Source organism: Streptomyces sp. NPDC050147 (genome assembly GCF_040660195.1).
Lineage (GTDB): Bacteria > Actinomycetota > Actinomycetes > Streptomycetales > Streptomycetaceae > Streptomyces.
Map to the genome: position 1 here is coordinate 25,307 of NZ_JBFALJ010000035.1, position 14,464 is coordinate 39,770.

The 14,464-nt window shown below is 68.8% G+C and carries 12 protein-coding genes and 4 pseudogenes; 8 read left to right on the forward strand and 8 right to left on the reverse strand.

What is annotated here, in order from left to right; genetic code table 11:
* Positions 1-94: 94 nt before the first annotated feature.
* Positions 95-1,210: an AI-2E family transporter gene (locus AB0I94_RS37590; protein WP_363314292.1), complete on the reverse strand. Its 1,116-nt coding sequence runs from the start codon at positions 1,208-1,210 to the stop codon at positions 95-97.
* Positions 1,211-1,389: 179 nt separating this feature from the next.
* Between AB0I94_RS37590 and AB0I94_RS37595 the strand changes: the two genes are divergently transcribed.
* Together AB0I94_RS37595 and AB0I94_RS37600 are read left to right on the forward strand one after the other, a co-directional pair.
* Complete coding sequence (locus AB0I94_RS37595; RefSeq protein ID WP_363314293.1) at positions 1,390-1,890, forward strand: DUF2975 domain-containing protein; 501 nt, start codon at positions 1,390-1,392, stop codon at positions 1,888-1,890.
* On the forward strand, positions 1,890-2,141 hold the full coding sequence (locus AB0I94_RS37600; protein ID WP_363314294.1) for a helix-turn-helix transcriptional regulator: 252 nt from the start codon (positions 1,890-1,892) through the stop codon (positions 2,139-2,141). The genes AB0I94_RS37595 and AB0I94_RS37600 overlap by 1 nt, the downstream gene beginning before the upstream one ends.
* 43 nt (positions 2,142-2,184) lie before the next feature.
* Here the strand turns inward: AB0I94_RS37600 and AB0I94_RS37605 are convergent.
* From AB0I94_RS37605 to ureA, 4 genes and pseudogenes are all read right to left on the reverse strand, one after another.
* Positions 2,185-2,598, reverse strand: a pseudogene (locus AB0I94_RS37605) (lipase family protein); the annotation flags it as partial.
* A gap of 402 nt (positions 2,599-3,000) precedes the next feature.
* Positions 3,001-4,263 (reverse strand): M20 family metallopeptidase, encoded by a 1,263-nt coding sequence (locus AB0I94_RS37610; protein ID WP_363314295.1) that lies wholly within the window; start codon positions 4,261-4,263, stop codon positions 3,001-3,003.
* A complete protein-coding gene (locus AB0I94_RS37615) occupies positions 4,260-4,817 on the reverse strand; it encodes a hypothetical protein (protein WP_363314296.1) in 558 nt (185 codons plus the stop codon). The genes AB0I94_RS37610 and AB0I94_RS37615 overlap by 4 nt, the downstream gene beginning before the upstream one ends.
* Before the next feature lie 2 nt (positions 4,818-4,819).
* Positions 4,820-5,065, reverse strand: a pseudogene (gene ureA / locus AB0I94_RS37620) (urease subunit gamma); the annotation flags it as partial.
* Positions 5,066-5,426: 361 nt separating this feature from the next.
* Between ureA and AB0I94_RS37625 the strand changes: the two are divergent.
* Positions 5,427-6,023, forward strand: a pseudogene (locus AB0I94_RS37625) (amidohydrolase family protein); the annotation flags it as partial.
* Between the two features lie 216 nt (positions 6,024-6,239).
* Here the strand turns inward: AB0I94_RS37625 and AB0I94_RS37630 are convergent.
* A pseudogene (locus AB0I94_RS37630) lies at positions 6,240-7,026 on the reverse strand (SAM-dependent methyltransferase).
* 498 nt (positions 7,027-7,524) lie between these two features.
* Positions 7,525-8,280: an SDR family oxidoreductase gene (locus tag AB0I94_RS37635; RefSeq protein WP_363314297.1), complete on the reverse strand. Its 756-nt coding sequence runs from the start codon at positions 8,278-8,280 to the stop codon at positions 7,525-7,527.
* Between the two features lie 128 nt (positions 8,281-8,408).
* Between AB0I94_RS37635 and AB0I94_RS37640 the strand changes: the two genes are divergently transcribed.
* From AB0I94_RS37640 to AB0I94_RS37655, 4 genes are all read left to right on the forward strand, one after another.
* A complete protein-coding gene (locus AB0I94_RS37640) occupies positions 8,409-8,843 on the forward strand; it encodes an Rrf2 family transcriptional regulator (RefSeq protein WP_363314298.1) in 435 nt (144 codons plus the stop codon).
* Positions 8,844-9,284: 441 nt separating this feature from the next.
* Positions 9,285-10,802: a hypothetical protein gene (locus AB0I94_RS37645; RefSeq protein WP_363314299.1), complete on the forward strand. Its 1,518-nt coding sequence runs from the start codon at positions 9,285-9,287 to the stop codon at positions 10,800-10,802.
* Between the two features lie 15 nt (positions 10,803-10,817).
* Complete coding sequence (locus AB0I94_RS37650; protein WP_363314300.1) at positions 10,818-11,945, forward strand: hypothetical protein; 1,128 nt, start codon at positions 10,818-10,820, stop codon at positions 11,943-11,945.
* 4 nt (positions 11,946-11,949) lie between these two features.
* Positions 11,950-12,579 carry a TetR/AcrR family transcriptional regulator gene (locus AB0I94_RS37655; RefSeq protein WP_363314301.1) on the forward strand — a complete coding sequence of 210 codons (630 nt, stop codon included), beginning with the start codon at positions 11,950-11,952 and terminating at the stop codon, positions 12,577-12,579.
* Here AB0I94_RS37655 and AB0I94_RS37660 read toward each other — a convergent pair.
* The gene (locus AB0I94_RS37660) at positions 12,566-12,742 is read right to left on the reverse strand and encodes a hypothetical protein (protein ID WP_363314302.1); all 177 of its coding nucleotides are present in this window, start codon (positions 12,740-12,742) and stop codon (positions 12,566-12,568) included. The two genes, AB0I94_RS37655 and AB0I94_RS37660, sit on opposite strands and share 14 nt — an antisense overlap.
* Before the next feature lie 296 nt (positions 12,743-13,038).
* On the opposite strand from AB0I94_RS37660, the gene AB0I94_RS37665 reads away from it, so the two are divergent.
* The gene (locus tag AB0I94_RS37665; RefSeq protein ID WP_363314303.1) at positions 13,039-14,262 is read left to right on the forward strand and encodes an acetylhydrolase; all 1,224 of its coding nucleotides are present in this window, start codon (positions 13,039-13,041) and stop codon (positions 14,260-14,262) included.
* Positions 14,263-14,464: the final 202 nt, after the last annotated feature.

Genomic DNA, 14,464 nt, shown 5'->3' on the forward strand with positions numbered 1-14,464 from the left:
TCGCCGCACGTGGTCCAAGCGCCGGGTAGGGGCGACCTGTCAGAACGCGCGACGACGACGGTGTGCGCGAGAGGGCTGCGACAGGAGGGCGGGGCTACGTCGGGACCGCCGTGCCCGGGTGCGTGTCGTCGGTCTCCGGCTCCTGCGGCGGGTCGCTGAGCTGCTCGCGCAGATAGTTCCAGACCACCGCGATCAGCGCGGCTGCCGGTACCGCGAGCAGGCTGCCCACGACTCCGGCCAGGTTCGCGCCCAGCGTGACCGCCAGCAGGATCACTGCCGCGTGCAGACCCAGCCCGCGGCTCTGGATCATCGGCTGGAACACGTTGCCCTCGAGTTGCTGCACCACGACGATGATCGCCAGCACGATCAGCGCGTCCGTCAGACCGTTGGACACCAACGCGATGAGCACGGCCACCAAACCGGCGAACAAGGCACCCACGATCGGCACGAACGCGGATACGAAGGTCAGCACCGCCAGCGGGAGCACGAGGGGCACATCCAGGATCCACAGGCCCGCACCGATGAAGACCGCGTCGAGCAGGCCGACGAAGGCCTGGGAACGCACGAACGCGCCCAGAGTGTTCCAGCTGCGCGCCGCCACGATCGGGATGTCATGGGCGAGCCGGCCGGGGAGCTGACGGGCGAGCCACGGAAGGAACCGCGGGCCGTCCTTGAGGAAGAAGAACATCAGGAAGAGCGACAGGACCGCGGTGACCAGACCGTTCAACACGGTGCTCACTCCTGTGAACAAGGCGGTGAGCATGCTGCCGACGCTGTCCTTGATGCGGGCTACCGCCGAGTCGGCTCCGTTCGAGATCTGGGCGTCGTCGATGTTCAGGGGCGGTCCGGCGGCCCACTCGCGCAGTTTCTCGATGCCGTCGGCCACGCCGTCGGACAGTTCGCCGGACTGGGACGCCACCGGCACCGCGATCAGTGCCACGATGCCCGCAGCGACCAGAAGGAACAGCACGGTCACCACCGAGGCGGCCAGGGCGGGGGACCACCCGCGTCGGCGCAGGAAGTGGGCCATCGGCCAGGTCAGCGTGGTGAGCAAGAGGCCCACTATGAGCGGCCAGATGACCGACCACATGCGCCCCAGTACCCACAGGGCCACCGCGGCAGCCACCAGAACCAGTAGCAACTCGACGGAGACGCGGGCCGATCTGCGGAGCGCGGCGGCGGTTTTCGTGGAACTCAGCGTGGCAGACATGGGGGACACCCTATTGATACTTCGGTCTCCCTCCGGAGCCGCCGGGTAGTGGCGTCACTGCGTCACTCGGTGACCGTTTCGAGAGGTGGGCTCTTCGGCGTAGCGCACGGCCAACGTCAGCACTCTTCATCTATCGAAAAACGATGGGTTACTATCGAGCATCGATAGAAGGAGATGTCATGGGGAAGTCGACCGTGCTCGCGCTACGTGCCGTGATCGTGGCGCTGCTTGCTGGTTCCGTGCTTGTGCAGGCGGTACTGGTACCGCTGCTCGCCCGCGACCTGGACGGACTGAACAAGGACGTCGCGGACCTGCCTCGTACGCCGATCCTGCTGATCGTCGTGCTGGGGGTTCTGTGCGCCGAGGTCGTCCTCGTCTGCGTGTGGCAGCTCGTGACGAAGGTTCGTCACGGGACGGTGTTCTCCCCTTCCGCCTTCCGGCAGGTGGACATCGTGACCGGCGCCTTCGCTGCGGCGGCACTCCTCCTCTGGACGCTCGGTGCCGTCCTGGCGCCGGGCGAGGCCGTCGCACCAGGCGTCGTCCTCCTGATCGGCGGCATCGGCCTGGCCGTGCTCGGAGTCGCACTCGTCGTCCTCGTGCTGCGCACACTGCTTGCCCAGGCTGTCGCACGCGACGTCGAGGCGGCGCAGATGCAGGCGGAGTTGGACGAGGTGATCTGATGCCGATTGCCGTTGACATCGACGTGATGCTGGCCAGGCGGAAGATGTCCGTGGGCGAGCTCGCCGAACGTGTCGGGATCACCCCGGCCAACCTGGCGGTCCTCAAGAACGGGCGTGCCAAGGCAGTGCGCTTCTCAACGCTCGCCGCGCTCTGCGAAGTTCTCGACTGCCAGCCGGGAGACCTGCTGCGCTGGGAGGCGGCCGACGAGCCGGACGGGCTGCCCACTCAGGACGTTCCGGCAGCCACCTAGCGGCCGGAGGAGCACGTCGCCACCAGCGCGGGCTGTGGGTCGGTCAGTTCTGGTTCTTCTCGAGGGCGGCGATGTACTGCTTCATCAGGTGGTCGCGAACGCCGTCGGAGGCTGGGGCGAGCATGTCGGCGGTGTAGCCCTTCGCCCGGTCCAACAGGCCGCCGATCACCGGCATCCTGTCGCGGACGGCGCCTTCGGAGTCGATGTAACGCAAGGCGTTGACGTGGTGGAAGGCCGGCTCGGGCGGGAGCTGCGGGACGACATCGTTGTTGTTGACGAAGCGGTACATGCGCTTGGTGAAGGCGGTGTCGTAGGCGCGGGCCGGCGTGCGGTCGCAGGTGCGCGGTTGACCGAAGGTGTAAACGCCGTCGGCGGTGAGGTGGGGTTCCTCGAAATGCAGCCGTGCGCCGGCCAGCATGGCCAGCGCACCCCCGAGGCTGTGGCCGGTGAACCGCACCCCGGCCCCAGCGGGACCGGCTTCACCCACTACGGCTTCGGCGAAGCCCTCAACGGAGTCTGGCGACAGCTCAGAGCCACGATTGACGAGGTTCGCGACAACGAACAGACGCTGTGGAGGTCGGCGGCGTGGGCCATGCTCAATGCGTGGCCGATGCTGTAGTCGGTGGCAGCGTGGTCGATGACGGCAGTCGTCACGGCGACTCCTTCCAGCACGGTGGTCGGTCATCACCATCTGTCACCAATGGGCACGTACGGTAAACGCGGCCAGATGTGCGCCGCGGGGCAGCGGCCGACGGGGGCGCGGAAGGAGCGGCCACCGCGGCTCGAAGCTGCCCGGGGGCGAGCGCCGGCGCGTCGCGATCGCCTGCGCCGACCGCAGGGCCGGGAGCGCAACGGTTGGTCAGGTGCGGGATGCGAGGTGTGCGCAGGCGACAGCCGCATACAGGGCCGCGCCCGTGGCCATGGAGTCCTCGTCGAAGACGACGCGGTTGGAGTGGCAATCCGGGGTGTTCTCAGGACGCTCACCCGGTGGGCGGGCGCCGAGGAAGGCCATGGCGCCCGGGACGCGTTCGAGGACGTACGAGAAGTCCTCGGCGCCCATGACGGGTTCGGGCAAGTGGTGCACATCATCGGGGCCCAGGAGCGTGGAGGCGGTGCGGGTTACGGCGTCGGCGAACACCGGGTCGTTGACGACAGGCGGATAGCTCTCGGTCAGCTCGACCTCGGCGGTGGTCCCATGCGCTGCGGCCACATGGTGGGCGACGCGGGAAACACGCTCCCGAACCGCGGCTCGGGTCTGGGGGGACAGCGTGCGGAAGGTGCCCTCGATCCGGGCGCTTTCCGGGATGATGTTGGTGGTCGTGCCCGCTTCGATGCGGGCGACGGTGAGGACCGCCGGGTCGAAGACGTTCACGGTCCGCGTGATCATTGTCTGCAGGGCCTGCACGATCTCGCAGGCTACGGGGACCGGATCGCGGGCGAGATGGGGCGCGGAGGCGTGCCCCGCGGCGCCCCGTACGGTCACCTTCAGCACGTCAGCGGCGGCGAAGGTGGGTCCAGGGCGCAGGTGGATGGTGCCGGACTCGAACCGGGTCGTGATGTGCAGGGCGAATGCCGCCTCGACCGGGGGTCCGTCCGGCGGGGCGAGGACACCCTCGTCGATCATGCGCAGCGCTCCGCCGCCCGACTCCTCGGCGGGCTGGAACATGAACACCACCCGGCCCGCGAACCTTTCACGCAGCCCCGCCAGGAGGCGTGCCGCGGCGATGAGCATGGCGGTGTGCGTGTCGTGCCCGCAGGCGTGCATGGCCCCGGGCACCTCGGAGGCGAAGTCGAGCCCGGTGTCCTCCTGTTGCGGCAGGGCGTCCATGTCGGCGCGCAGCAGCACGCTCGGGCCCGCACCGGGCCGTGTCCCCTCGAGGGTGGCGACCACGGAGGTAAGGCCGTGGCCGTTGGTCACGGTGAGGCCGAGGTCCGACAGCGCTTCCCGCACGATGCGCTGGGTGCGGGGCAGATGTAGGCCCAGTTCGGGGTGGCGATGCAGGGCACGTCGGATGCGGACGGTAGCGGGGAGTGCGCTACGGGCTCCCTCCAGCACCCCGGCCAACAGGCCGTCAGGGGTGCCCTGTTGACCCTGGTCGTGGGAGCTTTCGTCCGCTGTCATCGGCCGGCCACGGTGTCGGCGAGGAGGCTTTCCAGGATTTCGGGGGCCCGATTGGGCAGGCCGAGGGCGAGGCGTTCGTCCAGGCCGCCGGGGTTGACGACATTGAACTCGAAGACGTAAGGGTGGGCCACATCGAGCCCTGCGAAGCGGATTCCGTGGTCCATCAGGCGAGCGCCGACGCGCAGGCACAGCTCGTGCTCGGCCTCGGTGAGGGTGGTGTCGGTGCAACGGGCACGGTGGGTGGCATTGCCGCGGTGCTCGTCCGGGGCGAGATGGTGCGCCTGCTGGGCCACGGGTCGGCCGGCCGCGATGATCACCCGTTTCTCCTCGGTGTGGGGGACGTACTCCTGAAGTGCGCAGTAGCGGTTGCGGAACCCCGCGAGACCGCCCTTGGTGAGCAGTTGGGTGGTCGCCGCGTTGCCGGTCATGGACTGGAGCAGGACGCGGTTGTTGGTGCAGCCGGGCCGAAGGACGTACACATCCGCGCCCGCGTCGTCGTCCGTCGGCTTGACGAGCCAGGTGGCGCCCGGGTCGGTCTGATAGGTGGCCCACAACTCACTTGCACGTTTTTGATCATCTCGGGGACGCCGTCCATCACCTCGCCGCGGCTGAACAACTGCCGGCCCGAGTCCATGATGTCGCTGACCGTCTTGCCGACACGCGCCTGCTCGAAGACATGCACCGACAACAGCGCCATTACTTCTGGGTAGTTGAGCAGCAGACCACTGTCGCGACGCCGCTGCGCCACGTCGGCTGCAACGTGGATCAGCAGGCGTTCCTGCTCGTGGGGGGTCAAGTGCACGCGGGATCATTTCTCTTGATCGGACACCAGGTGCGGCCGGGTATGCAGATCGGGAACACGGAAGGTCCGTCTCTCCTGGAGCGCCCGTCGCTCGTCGATCATTGGCAGGGGAAGCCGACAACATGCCCGGAGCACGGACCGCGTACACAATCAGGTGACTTGGGCGGGAGAGCAGGGCGTCTCTCCCCGTCATATGGCAGGGGAACGGCTCAGCGGCTCATGTTTCGAGGTGCTTTCGGCGGCTCGTCGCCCTCCTGGGCGCGGGAGGCCTCAGGCGGGTCCGGGCGCGGGTCTTCGCAGCCGTACGGGTCCATGGCTCCGTCAGCCGACCGCGCGACGGCGCGGGACAACCCGCCATCGGGTGGAGGCCACCAGGATGGCCGCCGAAGCCGATGTCGACGGCGTCGTCCATGTGTTCATGGACCAGCCGCACACCGCCTAGACCATCGCCCTCATCAAGGATGAGGGCACGTTCGTCATCCCCTTCGCCAGACTCAACGCCTCGATGACGGGGAGCACCGGCAGCGAACTCGCCGACGCCCCGCGGGTCGCCGTCGCCGCACGCCTCGACAGCAAGTGGGTCCAGACCCCGCGCTCCGGCTACGACCGTTACTCGCAGGGCGAGCTCGACGACGCGTACGACACCGTGCGCGCCCTGGACGCGGCCGGCATCGATGTGCTGGCAGGCATGGACGGCTCCATGCCTGAGACGTTCCTCGGGGCCTGGCACACGGAGCGAGCCTGCGCCACGAACTGCGGTACCTCGTGGCCGCCGACCTCACGCTCGCACGTGCCCTGCGCGCAGCCTCCGCGACAACAGCCCGCCGCTTCCGCCTCAGCGACCGAGGGGCCGCATCGCCGAGAGACTCCGCGCGACCTCCTGCTGGTCGGCGGCGACCCGACCACCGGCATCAGCGACACCCTCAACACCCGCGCCATCTGGCGCCGGGGCGCCCGCTGGCGGAATGACCGCAGTACCTCCCCGTGCTGTATCACGGCGACGAAGCCTTGCCACCGGACGCTCAATGTGGCAACCGCCCCTACTCGGTGGAGACCGGTCACGGAGGACCCTGGCGGAGCCGGTCTCCCACCGGCGGCGCCCCGCCCGCGTAGGTGTGGGCACGGTGCAGACAGATGTCTCCGTCTGCGCCGCTCCGGGCCAGACGGCGTCCGGTCAGGGCTTTACGGCCACTGCGCCGAACTGGGGGAGTGTGACGGGGGATTCCGGCTCCGCGCGCCACCGCGAGCATGAGACGAGGCCGGGCGGGAGGAGGTCCAGTCCTTCGAAGAATGCGCTGACCTCCGCGCGGCTTCGGGCGGTGATCGGCGGTGTGGCGTTTTCGTTCCAGAACTTCATGGCCGCGATGTTGCCCTCACCGCCGAGGTCGGTGTCGGTGGTCGGATGCGTCATGACGAGGTAGCTGCCGGAGCGCACCGAGGCCATGAGCCGGCGCACGATGTCCAGCGCCTCGCTCGTATCGAGGATGAAGTTGAGGATGCCCAGCATCATGACCGCGACGGGGCGCTCGAGGTCAAGCGTCGCTGAGGCGCCCTCGATGATGCCGTCCGGGTGGTGGACGTCGGCGTCGATGTAGTCGGTGGCTCCCTGCGGGGAGCCGACCAGCAGGCTGCGGGCGTGGACGAGCACGATGGGATCGTTGTCGACGTAGACGATGCGGGAAATCGGGCGCGATCCGCTGGGCGATCTCGTGGGTGTTGTCCAGGGTCGGCAATCCGGTGCCGATGTCCAGGAACTGCCGGACTCCGCAGTCGGCGGTCAGGGTTTGGACCGCGCGGCCCAGGAAGTCGCGATCCGCGCGGGCCACGTCCCGGATGACTGGAAACATCGTGGAGACCTGGTCACCGACCTGCTGGTCGACCTCATAGTGGTCTTTGCCGCCGATCCAGTAGTTCCACACCCGTGCGTTGTGCGCGACGCCGGTATTCAGCCTGCCCGACATGTCTGACGGGTGTTGGCTCCCACTCACGTCTTTTCCTCCCGCGCGCACGCCTGTGATGTCCAGGGTGCGCAGTCACCGTAACGACAATGGACCGTGCTGTCATTGTCAGGGTCGTGGATCACGGTGTCCGGGAGTTCGGCTGTTCCGAGCGAGAAGCGGATACAGCGCTGAGGCAGCGGTGTTGAACGACGCCCTGCACTTCGGGCGTCCCGGTGGACGTCCCGGTACGAAGAGAGCGTGGCAGCGACCTGCAGTGGCCCGTCAGTTGTGTTGAGTGATGTCCGATGTCGTTGACGTTGGTGGCGGTCGTGATGAGGTGCAGCATGGCGCCCTTGCCGTCGCAGGTCAGCTGGTGTGTGCCGCCGGTCGACCGGCGACGGACCGGTCGCGGCTCGCCCTCTTTCGCGCGAACGGGGGAGCCGTCCACGCACGCGCGGGTCGTTGGCGGTGCGCCCCGAAGGCGCGCATGTCCTTCGGGGCGCGCAACAGGGTGCCGTCTCAGGCGTTGTAGCCACCGTGGGCGTCAAGCACCGCGCCCGTGACGTACGACGCGGCGGGGCTCGCCAGGAAGGCGATCGCCGAGGCGATTTCTTCGGGGTGGCCCATGCGTTGCAGGGACAGTGAACTGACCAGAGCCTTGAGGGTCTCGGGGTTCGGCGGTTGCATGCCGCCCTCCATCAGTCCGGCCTCCACGACGTTGGCCGTGATGTTCCGGGGCCCGAGGTCGCGTGCGACCCCCATGGTGTACCGCTCTATCCCCGACTTGGTCGCCGAGTAGTCGGCAAGCCCGGGTGCACCGACTCGGGAGCCCAGTCCGGAACTCACCGTGATGATGCGGCCGCCCGTACGCAGCACTCGGGAGGCGGCCCGGATGACGGCGATCACGCCGAGGTAGTTGGTGGCGTGCATCCGGTCCAGTGCCTCGGTGTCGGCGTCCGGGTCGTCCACCGTGCGGCCCTGTCCCACCGAGATGGCCGCGTTGTTGACGAGTATGTCCAGGCCGCCGAAGTGCGTGACCACGTCGTCGATCAGTGCCGGCGCCCGGCTCGTGTCCGCCTGGTCGGACTGGAAGGCGACGGCCTTGGCTCCCTTGCCGTGCACCTCGTCGACGACGGCCTGCGCCGGCTTCGAGGAGCTGACGTAGGTGAAGGCGACGTCGGCGCCCTGCTCGGCCAGCAGTCGTACGGTCGCGGCTCCCAGTCCGCGCGACCCTCCGGTGACCAGGGCGACCTTGCCCGTAAGTGGCTTGCTCATTCTTCTCACCTCGTTGATTGATCCTGCCCCGCAGTCGCAACGTTAATTGTTACGACAGCCTGTCGCAACCTTCGCTGTTACGACTGTGCTGTCGTAACATGAAGCGTTGCGGCCGTAAGGAGGAGTCCATGAGCGCCAACAGCAGGCTCACCATTGCCGCCCACGCGCTGGCCTGGATCGGTCTCTACCAGCGTCAGGGCCATGAGGTCGCCACCTCCGAGCAGATCGCGACCAGCGCGAAGACCAACCCGGTGGTGATCAGGCGACTGCTCGGCGAGCTGCGCAGGGCCGGGCTCGTGGAGTCGCGGCGGGGCGTGGGTGCGGGCTGGTCGCTGGCGCGCGAGCTGGAGACGATGACCCTGCTCGACGTGTACGAGGCAGTGGAACCCGGGCCGTTGTTCGCCATGCACCGCACCGCTCCGGACCAGGACTGCGTGGTGGGTTATGGCATTCAGCCGGCGATGCAGGGCATCTACGAGGGCATCGAGGAGACTCTGAGGCGCGAGCTGAGCCGCGTCACGCTCGAGAACGTACTCCGAGACGTACTCGCGGCACCTCGCTAGCCTCCCCGTCACGCCCGGGCGTCACCAAGATCCCCATCCGTACTCAGCTTCGTACGCGGAGTCAGGTCGGATAACGCCCCGCGCCGCGAGCTGCTTGACCCGCTCGGCGGCCTTGTCGGGTCTCCCGACCGGCGTGGTCCCCCGCACTAACGCGACACGGCCCGCAGATTGAGGGTGCCTGCATCCCGAGGCTGGTGCGCCACCGCACCCCGCCGGCGCCGAACGCCGTGTTGTCAACGGCCGCCTCCGCGACAACAAACAGGGCAGCAGCATCGTCCTTCTCGCACGCCGGCGGGAGGTGGAGGGCCTGAAGTGGAAGCTTCGCCGATCTGCCACGTTGTCGGTATCTCGCGGAAAAGTCTGGTGTGTTGGGGCCGCCCCTGTTAACTTCCCCTCCCACTAATCATACATTCACGCATTGCGTGTATGAATGGAGTGATCATGCGGGGACAGAGGGCCGTGGTGCTCGGCGGCAGCGTGGCGGGGCTGTGCGCCGCGGGAGTGCTCGCCAGGCATTTCGACGAGGTGATCGTCCTGGAGCGGGACCGGCTGCCGCCCGGCGCGCAGCATCGGCGGGGTGTGCCGCAGAGCAAACACCCGCACTTTTTGCTCAACTCCGGGCGTCGCGCGATCGGTGAAATCTTCCCGGGGTTCGAGGAGAGGCTGATCGCCGCGGGCGGGATGCACCTGATGCCGTCGATGGACGCGGCGTACTGCGAGAGTGACGGCTGGGCCCCGCGCAAGACCGGGTCGATGACCATGATCTACAGCTCACGTGTTCTCATCGAGCGGGTCCTGCGAGACCATGTGCGCGCGCTGTCAGCCATCGAGATCCGCGAAGGCGTGACGGTCACCGGGCTGCGTTCCAGCGGGGGCGGCACCGCGCGCGGGCGCGTCGAAGGCGTGGAGTACCGCAGGGGCGATGAGGCGGCCCACCTCTCCGCCGACCTGGTCGTCGACGCCCTGGGGCGTGGCTCCTCGGTCGCCGACTGGCTGCACGCGGCGGGGTGGGCCATGCCGCCGGAGAAGACCCTGGATGCCAAGGTCACCTACACCTCGCGGTGGTACGACCTGCCTCCCGCCGACCGGCGTCCGGACTCATGGTGGTGGAAGCACTTGGTCGTCACCCCGGTCCCGGACACACGCGACAGCAGCGATCAGCCCGAGGAGCATGCCTTCCTCAGCAACTTCTTCCCGATCGAGGGGGATCGCGCCATCGTGTGCATGGGGTCGTGGGGCATCCGGATGCCGCGCGAGGCCGACACTTTCGAATCAGCGGTGGATCGCGTGCGGGCCACGTCCTTCGGGAAGGCGGCGCGTGCCTGCACGGCGACCTCCGAGGTGCACCTCACCCGTTCGACCGGCAACAAGTGGCGCCGCTTCGATCTGCTTGAACAGCCCCCGCTCGGGCTGGTCTGCGTCGGTGACTCGATCTGTGCGTTCAACCCCTTCTACGCCCAGGGAATGAGTTCGGCGGCCCGGTCCGCCCTCATCCTCGCCGACCTGCTCCAGGATCGCGACGTCCTCGACACCGCCTTCTTCCACGCGTTCCTCGCCCGGCAGAAGAAGTCCCTCGACGTGCCGTGGATGCTCGCGATGGCCCGTGACCAGGCCTATGACTTCGCGACCGGGAGTGAGGTCGTCGCAGCCTGGCGCCGCAAGCTGGCCGCGCGGTTCAGCTGGCCGGTCTTCAACGCCATCACCGCCGCCAGCCGCGAGGACGCCTATGTCGAGCGGACGTTCGCCCAGGTCTTCAACCTGGACACGTCGCTCCGACAGATGGCCACCGACCCGCGGTTCTGGTTCGGCATCGTGCGCTACAAGGTGCGTCAGCGGCTCGGACGCACGGTCATACCCGGCGGGTTCGACGATCAACAGGACCCACCCGGAACCGACTTCAGCAACCGCACCCGGACCGGCACCAAGCCGCCGGCCGCGACCGGCCTCGTCGACCACTGACCCGAGGAGCAAGCAATGGGCTACTCATGCGACGCGGCGGCCGAGCGCCTGGCGGAAAGGCTTGGCCACTCCTGTCACCACGCCGATCCCATCGTGGACTTCCGCAACCCCTTCGGCCTCGAGAACGCCACCATGCCGTTCCTCGAGCTGCTCGTCATCGGCGGCGCGGTGTTCGCCCTGATCCACGCGTGGCGGCGGTGGCGCCGCGACGGCGACCCGGTCAACATCTCGCTGTGGTTCGCCTCGATCGTCTACCTGGCGGTCATCGAGCCGCCGCTCTACTTCCCGGGCTGGTTCGGCCTGCAGGAGCACGTCGGGCTCATCTTCTCCCACAACGTGTTCACCGTGCAGTTCATGTACGACCGGCTGCCGCTCTACATCGTGGCCTTCTATCCGGCGCTGTCCCAGCTCGCCTACGAGGTGATCCGCGCCCTCGGCGTCTTCACACGGCGCGGGCCCCTGGCCGGCTCCCTGGCGGTCGCGTTCACCTGCCAGGCGTTCTACGAGATCTTCGATCAGCTCGGGCCCCAGCTGAAATGGTGGGCCTGGAACCCCGACAACGAGATGATCAACGCTCCCGCGCTCGCCTCGGTCCCGATGAACAGCATGTTCCTGTTCGCCTCGGTGTCGTTCGGCGCGATGACCTACCTCGTGGTCCGGCTGGTCGGCGCGAAGCCAGGGCGGGGCCCGCTCACCGGTCGGCAGATCAGCCTGCGCGCCCTTGTGGCCGGCGCTCTGACCCCTCTGGCGATGGCGGTCGCGGGCGTGCCGAGCAACCTCTTTCGCGGCGGGGACCAGCTCGGCATCCAGCAGACCATCCTCACCACCGAACTGGTACTGGTCTGGATCGTGGGCCTGGGGCTTCTCGCGGACGCCTGGCGCGCGCCCCGGGCAGGCCAACTACCCGTGGCGTCACTGCAGTTCGCGCGGATCTATCCGGCGCTGTATCTCGGCGTCCACCTCATTCTGTGGCTGATCGCCTTGCCGGCCTACCTCGCGGCGGCCGACGGCATCACCGAGCAGGGCACCCCTGTCGGCAGCCTCTGGTACACCGGGCTGTGCATGATCGCCGCAGTCGGGCTCATCGCGGCCGTACTGCACGCGACCACACCTCAAAGGACAGGTCAGCCTGTGCGATCCTAGGGCCATGGGGCACCACGGCTGGGGAGGCAGGCCTCCCGCATCGGACGCGGAGGCCCGCCAGCGCATCGTCGACGCGACCGCCCGCTGCATCGACCGGCACGGCGCCACGAAAACCACCCTGTCCGACGTCGCCGTCGAGCTCGGCGTCACCCGCCAGACCGTCTACCGCCACTTCGGCCGCATCAGCGACATCATCGGCGAAGTGGCGGCCCAGGGCGCCGAGTCGTTCGTCGACCTGATGATCGCGCACCTGCAGGGCATCACCGACCCGGCCGAGGCCGTGGTCGAAGGCATGGTTTTCTGTGTCCGGACCATCCCCGCCGAGCCTCGCCTGAGCCTGCTGCTGCAACTCGACGACACCACCGCCTTCGGCCGCGGCACCACTACGCAACAGACCATCGCCTACGGCGCCAGGATGCTGCGGCGATTTCCCGTCGACTGGACCACCGCCGGCATGAAGGAAGAAGACCTCAGGGGCCTCGCCGAGATCATCATGCGCCTTCTTGCGTCCCTGCTGCAGCACCCCGGCCAGCCGCCGCACGACGAAGAGGGGCTGCGCACCTTCCTCACCCGCTGGCTGGCCCCGGCCCTGTCCCCGGTCCGGCCCACCGACCAGCGGATCACACCTGCTTGAGGATCAGCTCCGACATCACCCTGATCTCGCCGTCGCCGTCGCCGTCGCCGCTGCTGTCGCTGTCGCCGTCGCCGTCGTCGGCCGTGTACGCGGGAGCGGTCTGGTGAGCGGGGGCCGGATCCATCCGTATGCGGGTTGGCGTCTCCGTGGTGCGGGGGGACAAGGCCGCGTCTCCGTGGGGCGGTGGGATAAAGCCGGGTCCGCGGCGCTGTCACCCACCGCAACCTCGGCCGCCGGCCTGAGCATGGCCGCGGGCCCGAGTGTGCGCGATGGTCTGGCGGCCGGCCCGGCGGCGCCGGCTCTGTCAGCCCCGGGGTGTAATCCCGTGGGTTGATGCGAGCGTGAGCGGTTGGTCGGTGGACCGATGCCGCGGGGGAGGGGTACGTGACAGCGTCACTTCTGTGTCCGCGAGTCGACCTGCGCGGCACGATTGACGGCCCGTCACCAGGGGGAGGACCCATGACCACCACGCCGTTCAACAGCCTCAAAGGCATGACGCGCCGCAGCATGATGACAGCCGCGCTGGCTGCCGGTACCGCCGTACCGCTGGCCGCCGTGGCCGGCCCCGCACGGGCCGCCGATCCGGACGCGGACACCCGCGCGGTGGAGCGGTTCAGGCTGCCCGCACCGAGCGGGCCGCACTCGGTGGGCACCATCCAGCTGCACCTCATCGACCGGTCGCGTCCGGACGTCATCGCGGGCCCCGGGCGCTTCCGTGAGCTGATGGCCACTGTCTGGTACCCCGCCCGGGACGCCCAGCAGTATCCGGTGGCGCCTTGGATGCCAGCCGGCGCGTTTCGCGTGTTCCTCACCGACGCGGGGTTGAGCGAGCTGGCTGACCGGGGACCGCTGACGGCCGGCCGGGTGGGTGCTCCGGTGCGACGCACGGCCCGAGGCCTGCCCGTCGTGGTGTTCTCGCACGGAGCGCACAGCCACCAGGGCGACCACACGATCATGGTCCAGGAGCTCGCCAGCCACGGCTACGCGGTGGTGACGGTGGCCCACCAGTACGACACCTACACCGAGTTCCCTGATGGCCGCATCGCTGTTCCGCTGGACGACCGCCAGGCGCCTACGTTGCCCGGGGACTTCGCCGCTGACCTGCGCTTCGTCCTGGACTGCGTCGAGCAGCTCGCCGCCGGCCGCAATCCCGATGCCGACCGCAAGGAGCTGCCGGCCGGGCTGCTCGGTTCCCTCGACACGCGGCGCGTGGGCGCGTTCGGCTGGTCGAAGGGCGGGACGGCCACCGCCTGTGCCACGCTCGCGGACAAGCGCATCCGGGCCGGGCTGAGCCTGGACGGCCCGATGCAGATGAAACCGCCGCTGACCGGCGACTTGGACCGGCCGTTCATGATGATGTCCGCCGTGTTCACCCGGGCAACCGATCCCGAGGCCGCCGCGTTCTGGTCGCACCTGCGGGGCTGGCGGCTGGACATTCAGGCCCAAGGCGCCGCCCACGTCTCCTACGGCGACAACGAGGCGCTGTTCCCACAGGTGGCGAAGGTGCTGGGGTGGAGCGAGTCCCAGTTGCAGGACGTGATCGGCACCCTCGATCCCCATCAGGCGGTGAGAATCCAGCAGGCGTATCCGCTCGCGTTCTTCGACCAGCATCTGCGCCACCGCCGCAGGCGTCTGCTCGAAGGGCCCTCTCCGGCCTTCCCCGCAGTGACCTTCCTCGCGTGAGGGCCCCAGGCCGCGCCACCGCTCTCCCGCGCAAGCCGTGCACCGCCGGCGTCTTGCTCGGGCCCGTCGCCGTAGGCGGGCAGAGGCGCTGTGAGGTGGCGTGGTCCGCGGTCCGTGCTGGGAGTTGGCCTGCGGTGGCCCGCCCGGGCAGTGGCGCTGGTCAGGTCCCGCGGGGGGAGGGCAGTCGGTTTCTACCACTCGA

What these genes read in the sequence shown, in the direction of transcription:
- AB0I94_RS37590 (WP_363314292.1), bottom strand. Translation starts at nt 1,210, where the DNA reads ATGTCTGCCACGCTGAGTTCCACGAAAACCGCCGCCGCGCTCCGCAGA.
- AB0I94_RS37595 (WP_363314293.1), top strand. Translation starts at nt 1,390, where the DNA reads ATGGGGAAGTCGACCGTGCTCGCGCTACGTGCCGTGATCGTGGCGCTG.
- AB0I94_RS37600 (WP_363314294.1), top strand. Translation starts at nt 1,890, where the DNA reads ATGCCGATTGCCGTTGACATCGACGTGATGCTGGCCAGGCGGAAGATG.
- AB0I94_RS37610 (WP_363314295.1), bottom strand. Translation starts at nt 4,263, where the DNA reads ATGACAGCGGACGAAAGCTCCCACGACCAGGGTCAACAGGGCACCCCT.
- AB0I94_RS37635 (WP_363314297.1), bottom strand. Translation starts at nt 8,280, where the DNA reads ATGAGCAAGCCACTTACGGGCAAGGTCGCCCTGGTCACCGGAGGGTCG.
- AB0I94_RS37640 (WP_363314298.1), top strand. Translation starts at nt 8,409, where the DNA reads ATGAGCGCCAACAGCAGGCTCACCATTGCCGCCCACGCGCTGGCCTGG.
- AB0I94_RS37645 (WP_363314299.1), top strand. Translation starts at nt 9,285, where the DNA reads ATGCGGGGACAGAGGGCCGTGGTGCTCGGCGGCAGCGTGGCGGGGCTG.
- AB0I94_RS37650 (WP_363314300.1), top strand. Translation starts at nt 10,818, where the DNA reads ATGGGCTACTCATGCGACGCGGCGGCCGAGCGCCTGGCGGAAAGGCTT.
- AB0I94_RS37655 (WP_363314301.1), top strand. Translation starts at nt 11,950, where the DNA reads ATGGGGCACCACGGCTGGGGAGGCAGGCCTCCCGCATCGGACGCGGAG.
- AB0I94_RS37665 (WP_363314303.1), top strand. Translation starts at nt 13,039, where the DNA reads ATGACCACCACGCCGTTCAACAGCCTCAAAGGCATGACGCGCCGCAGC.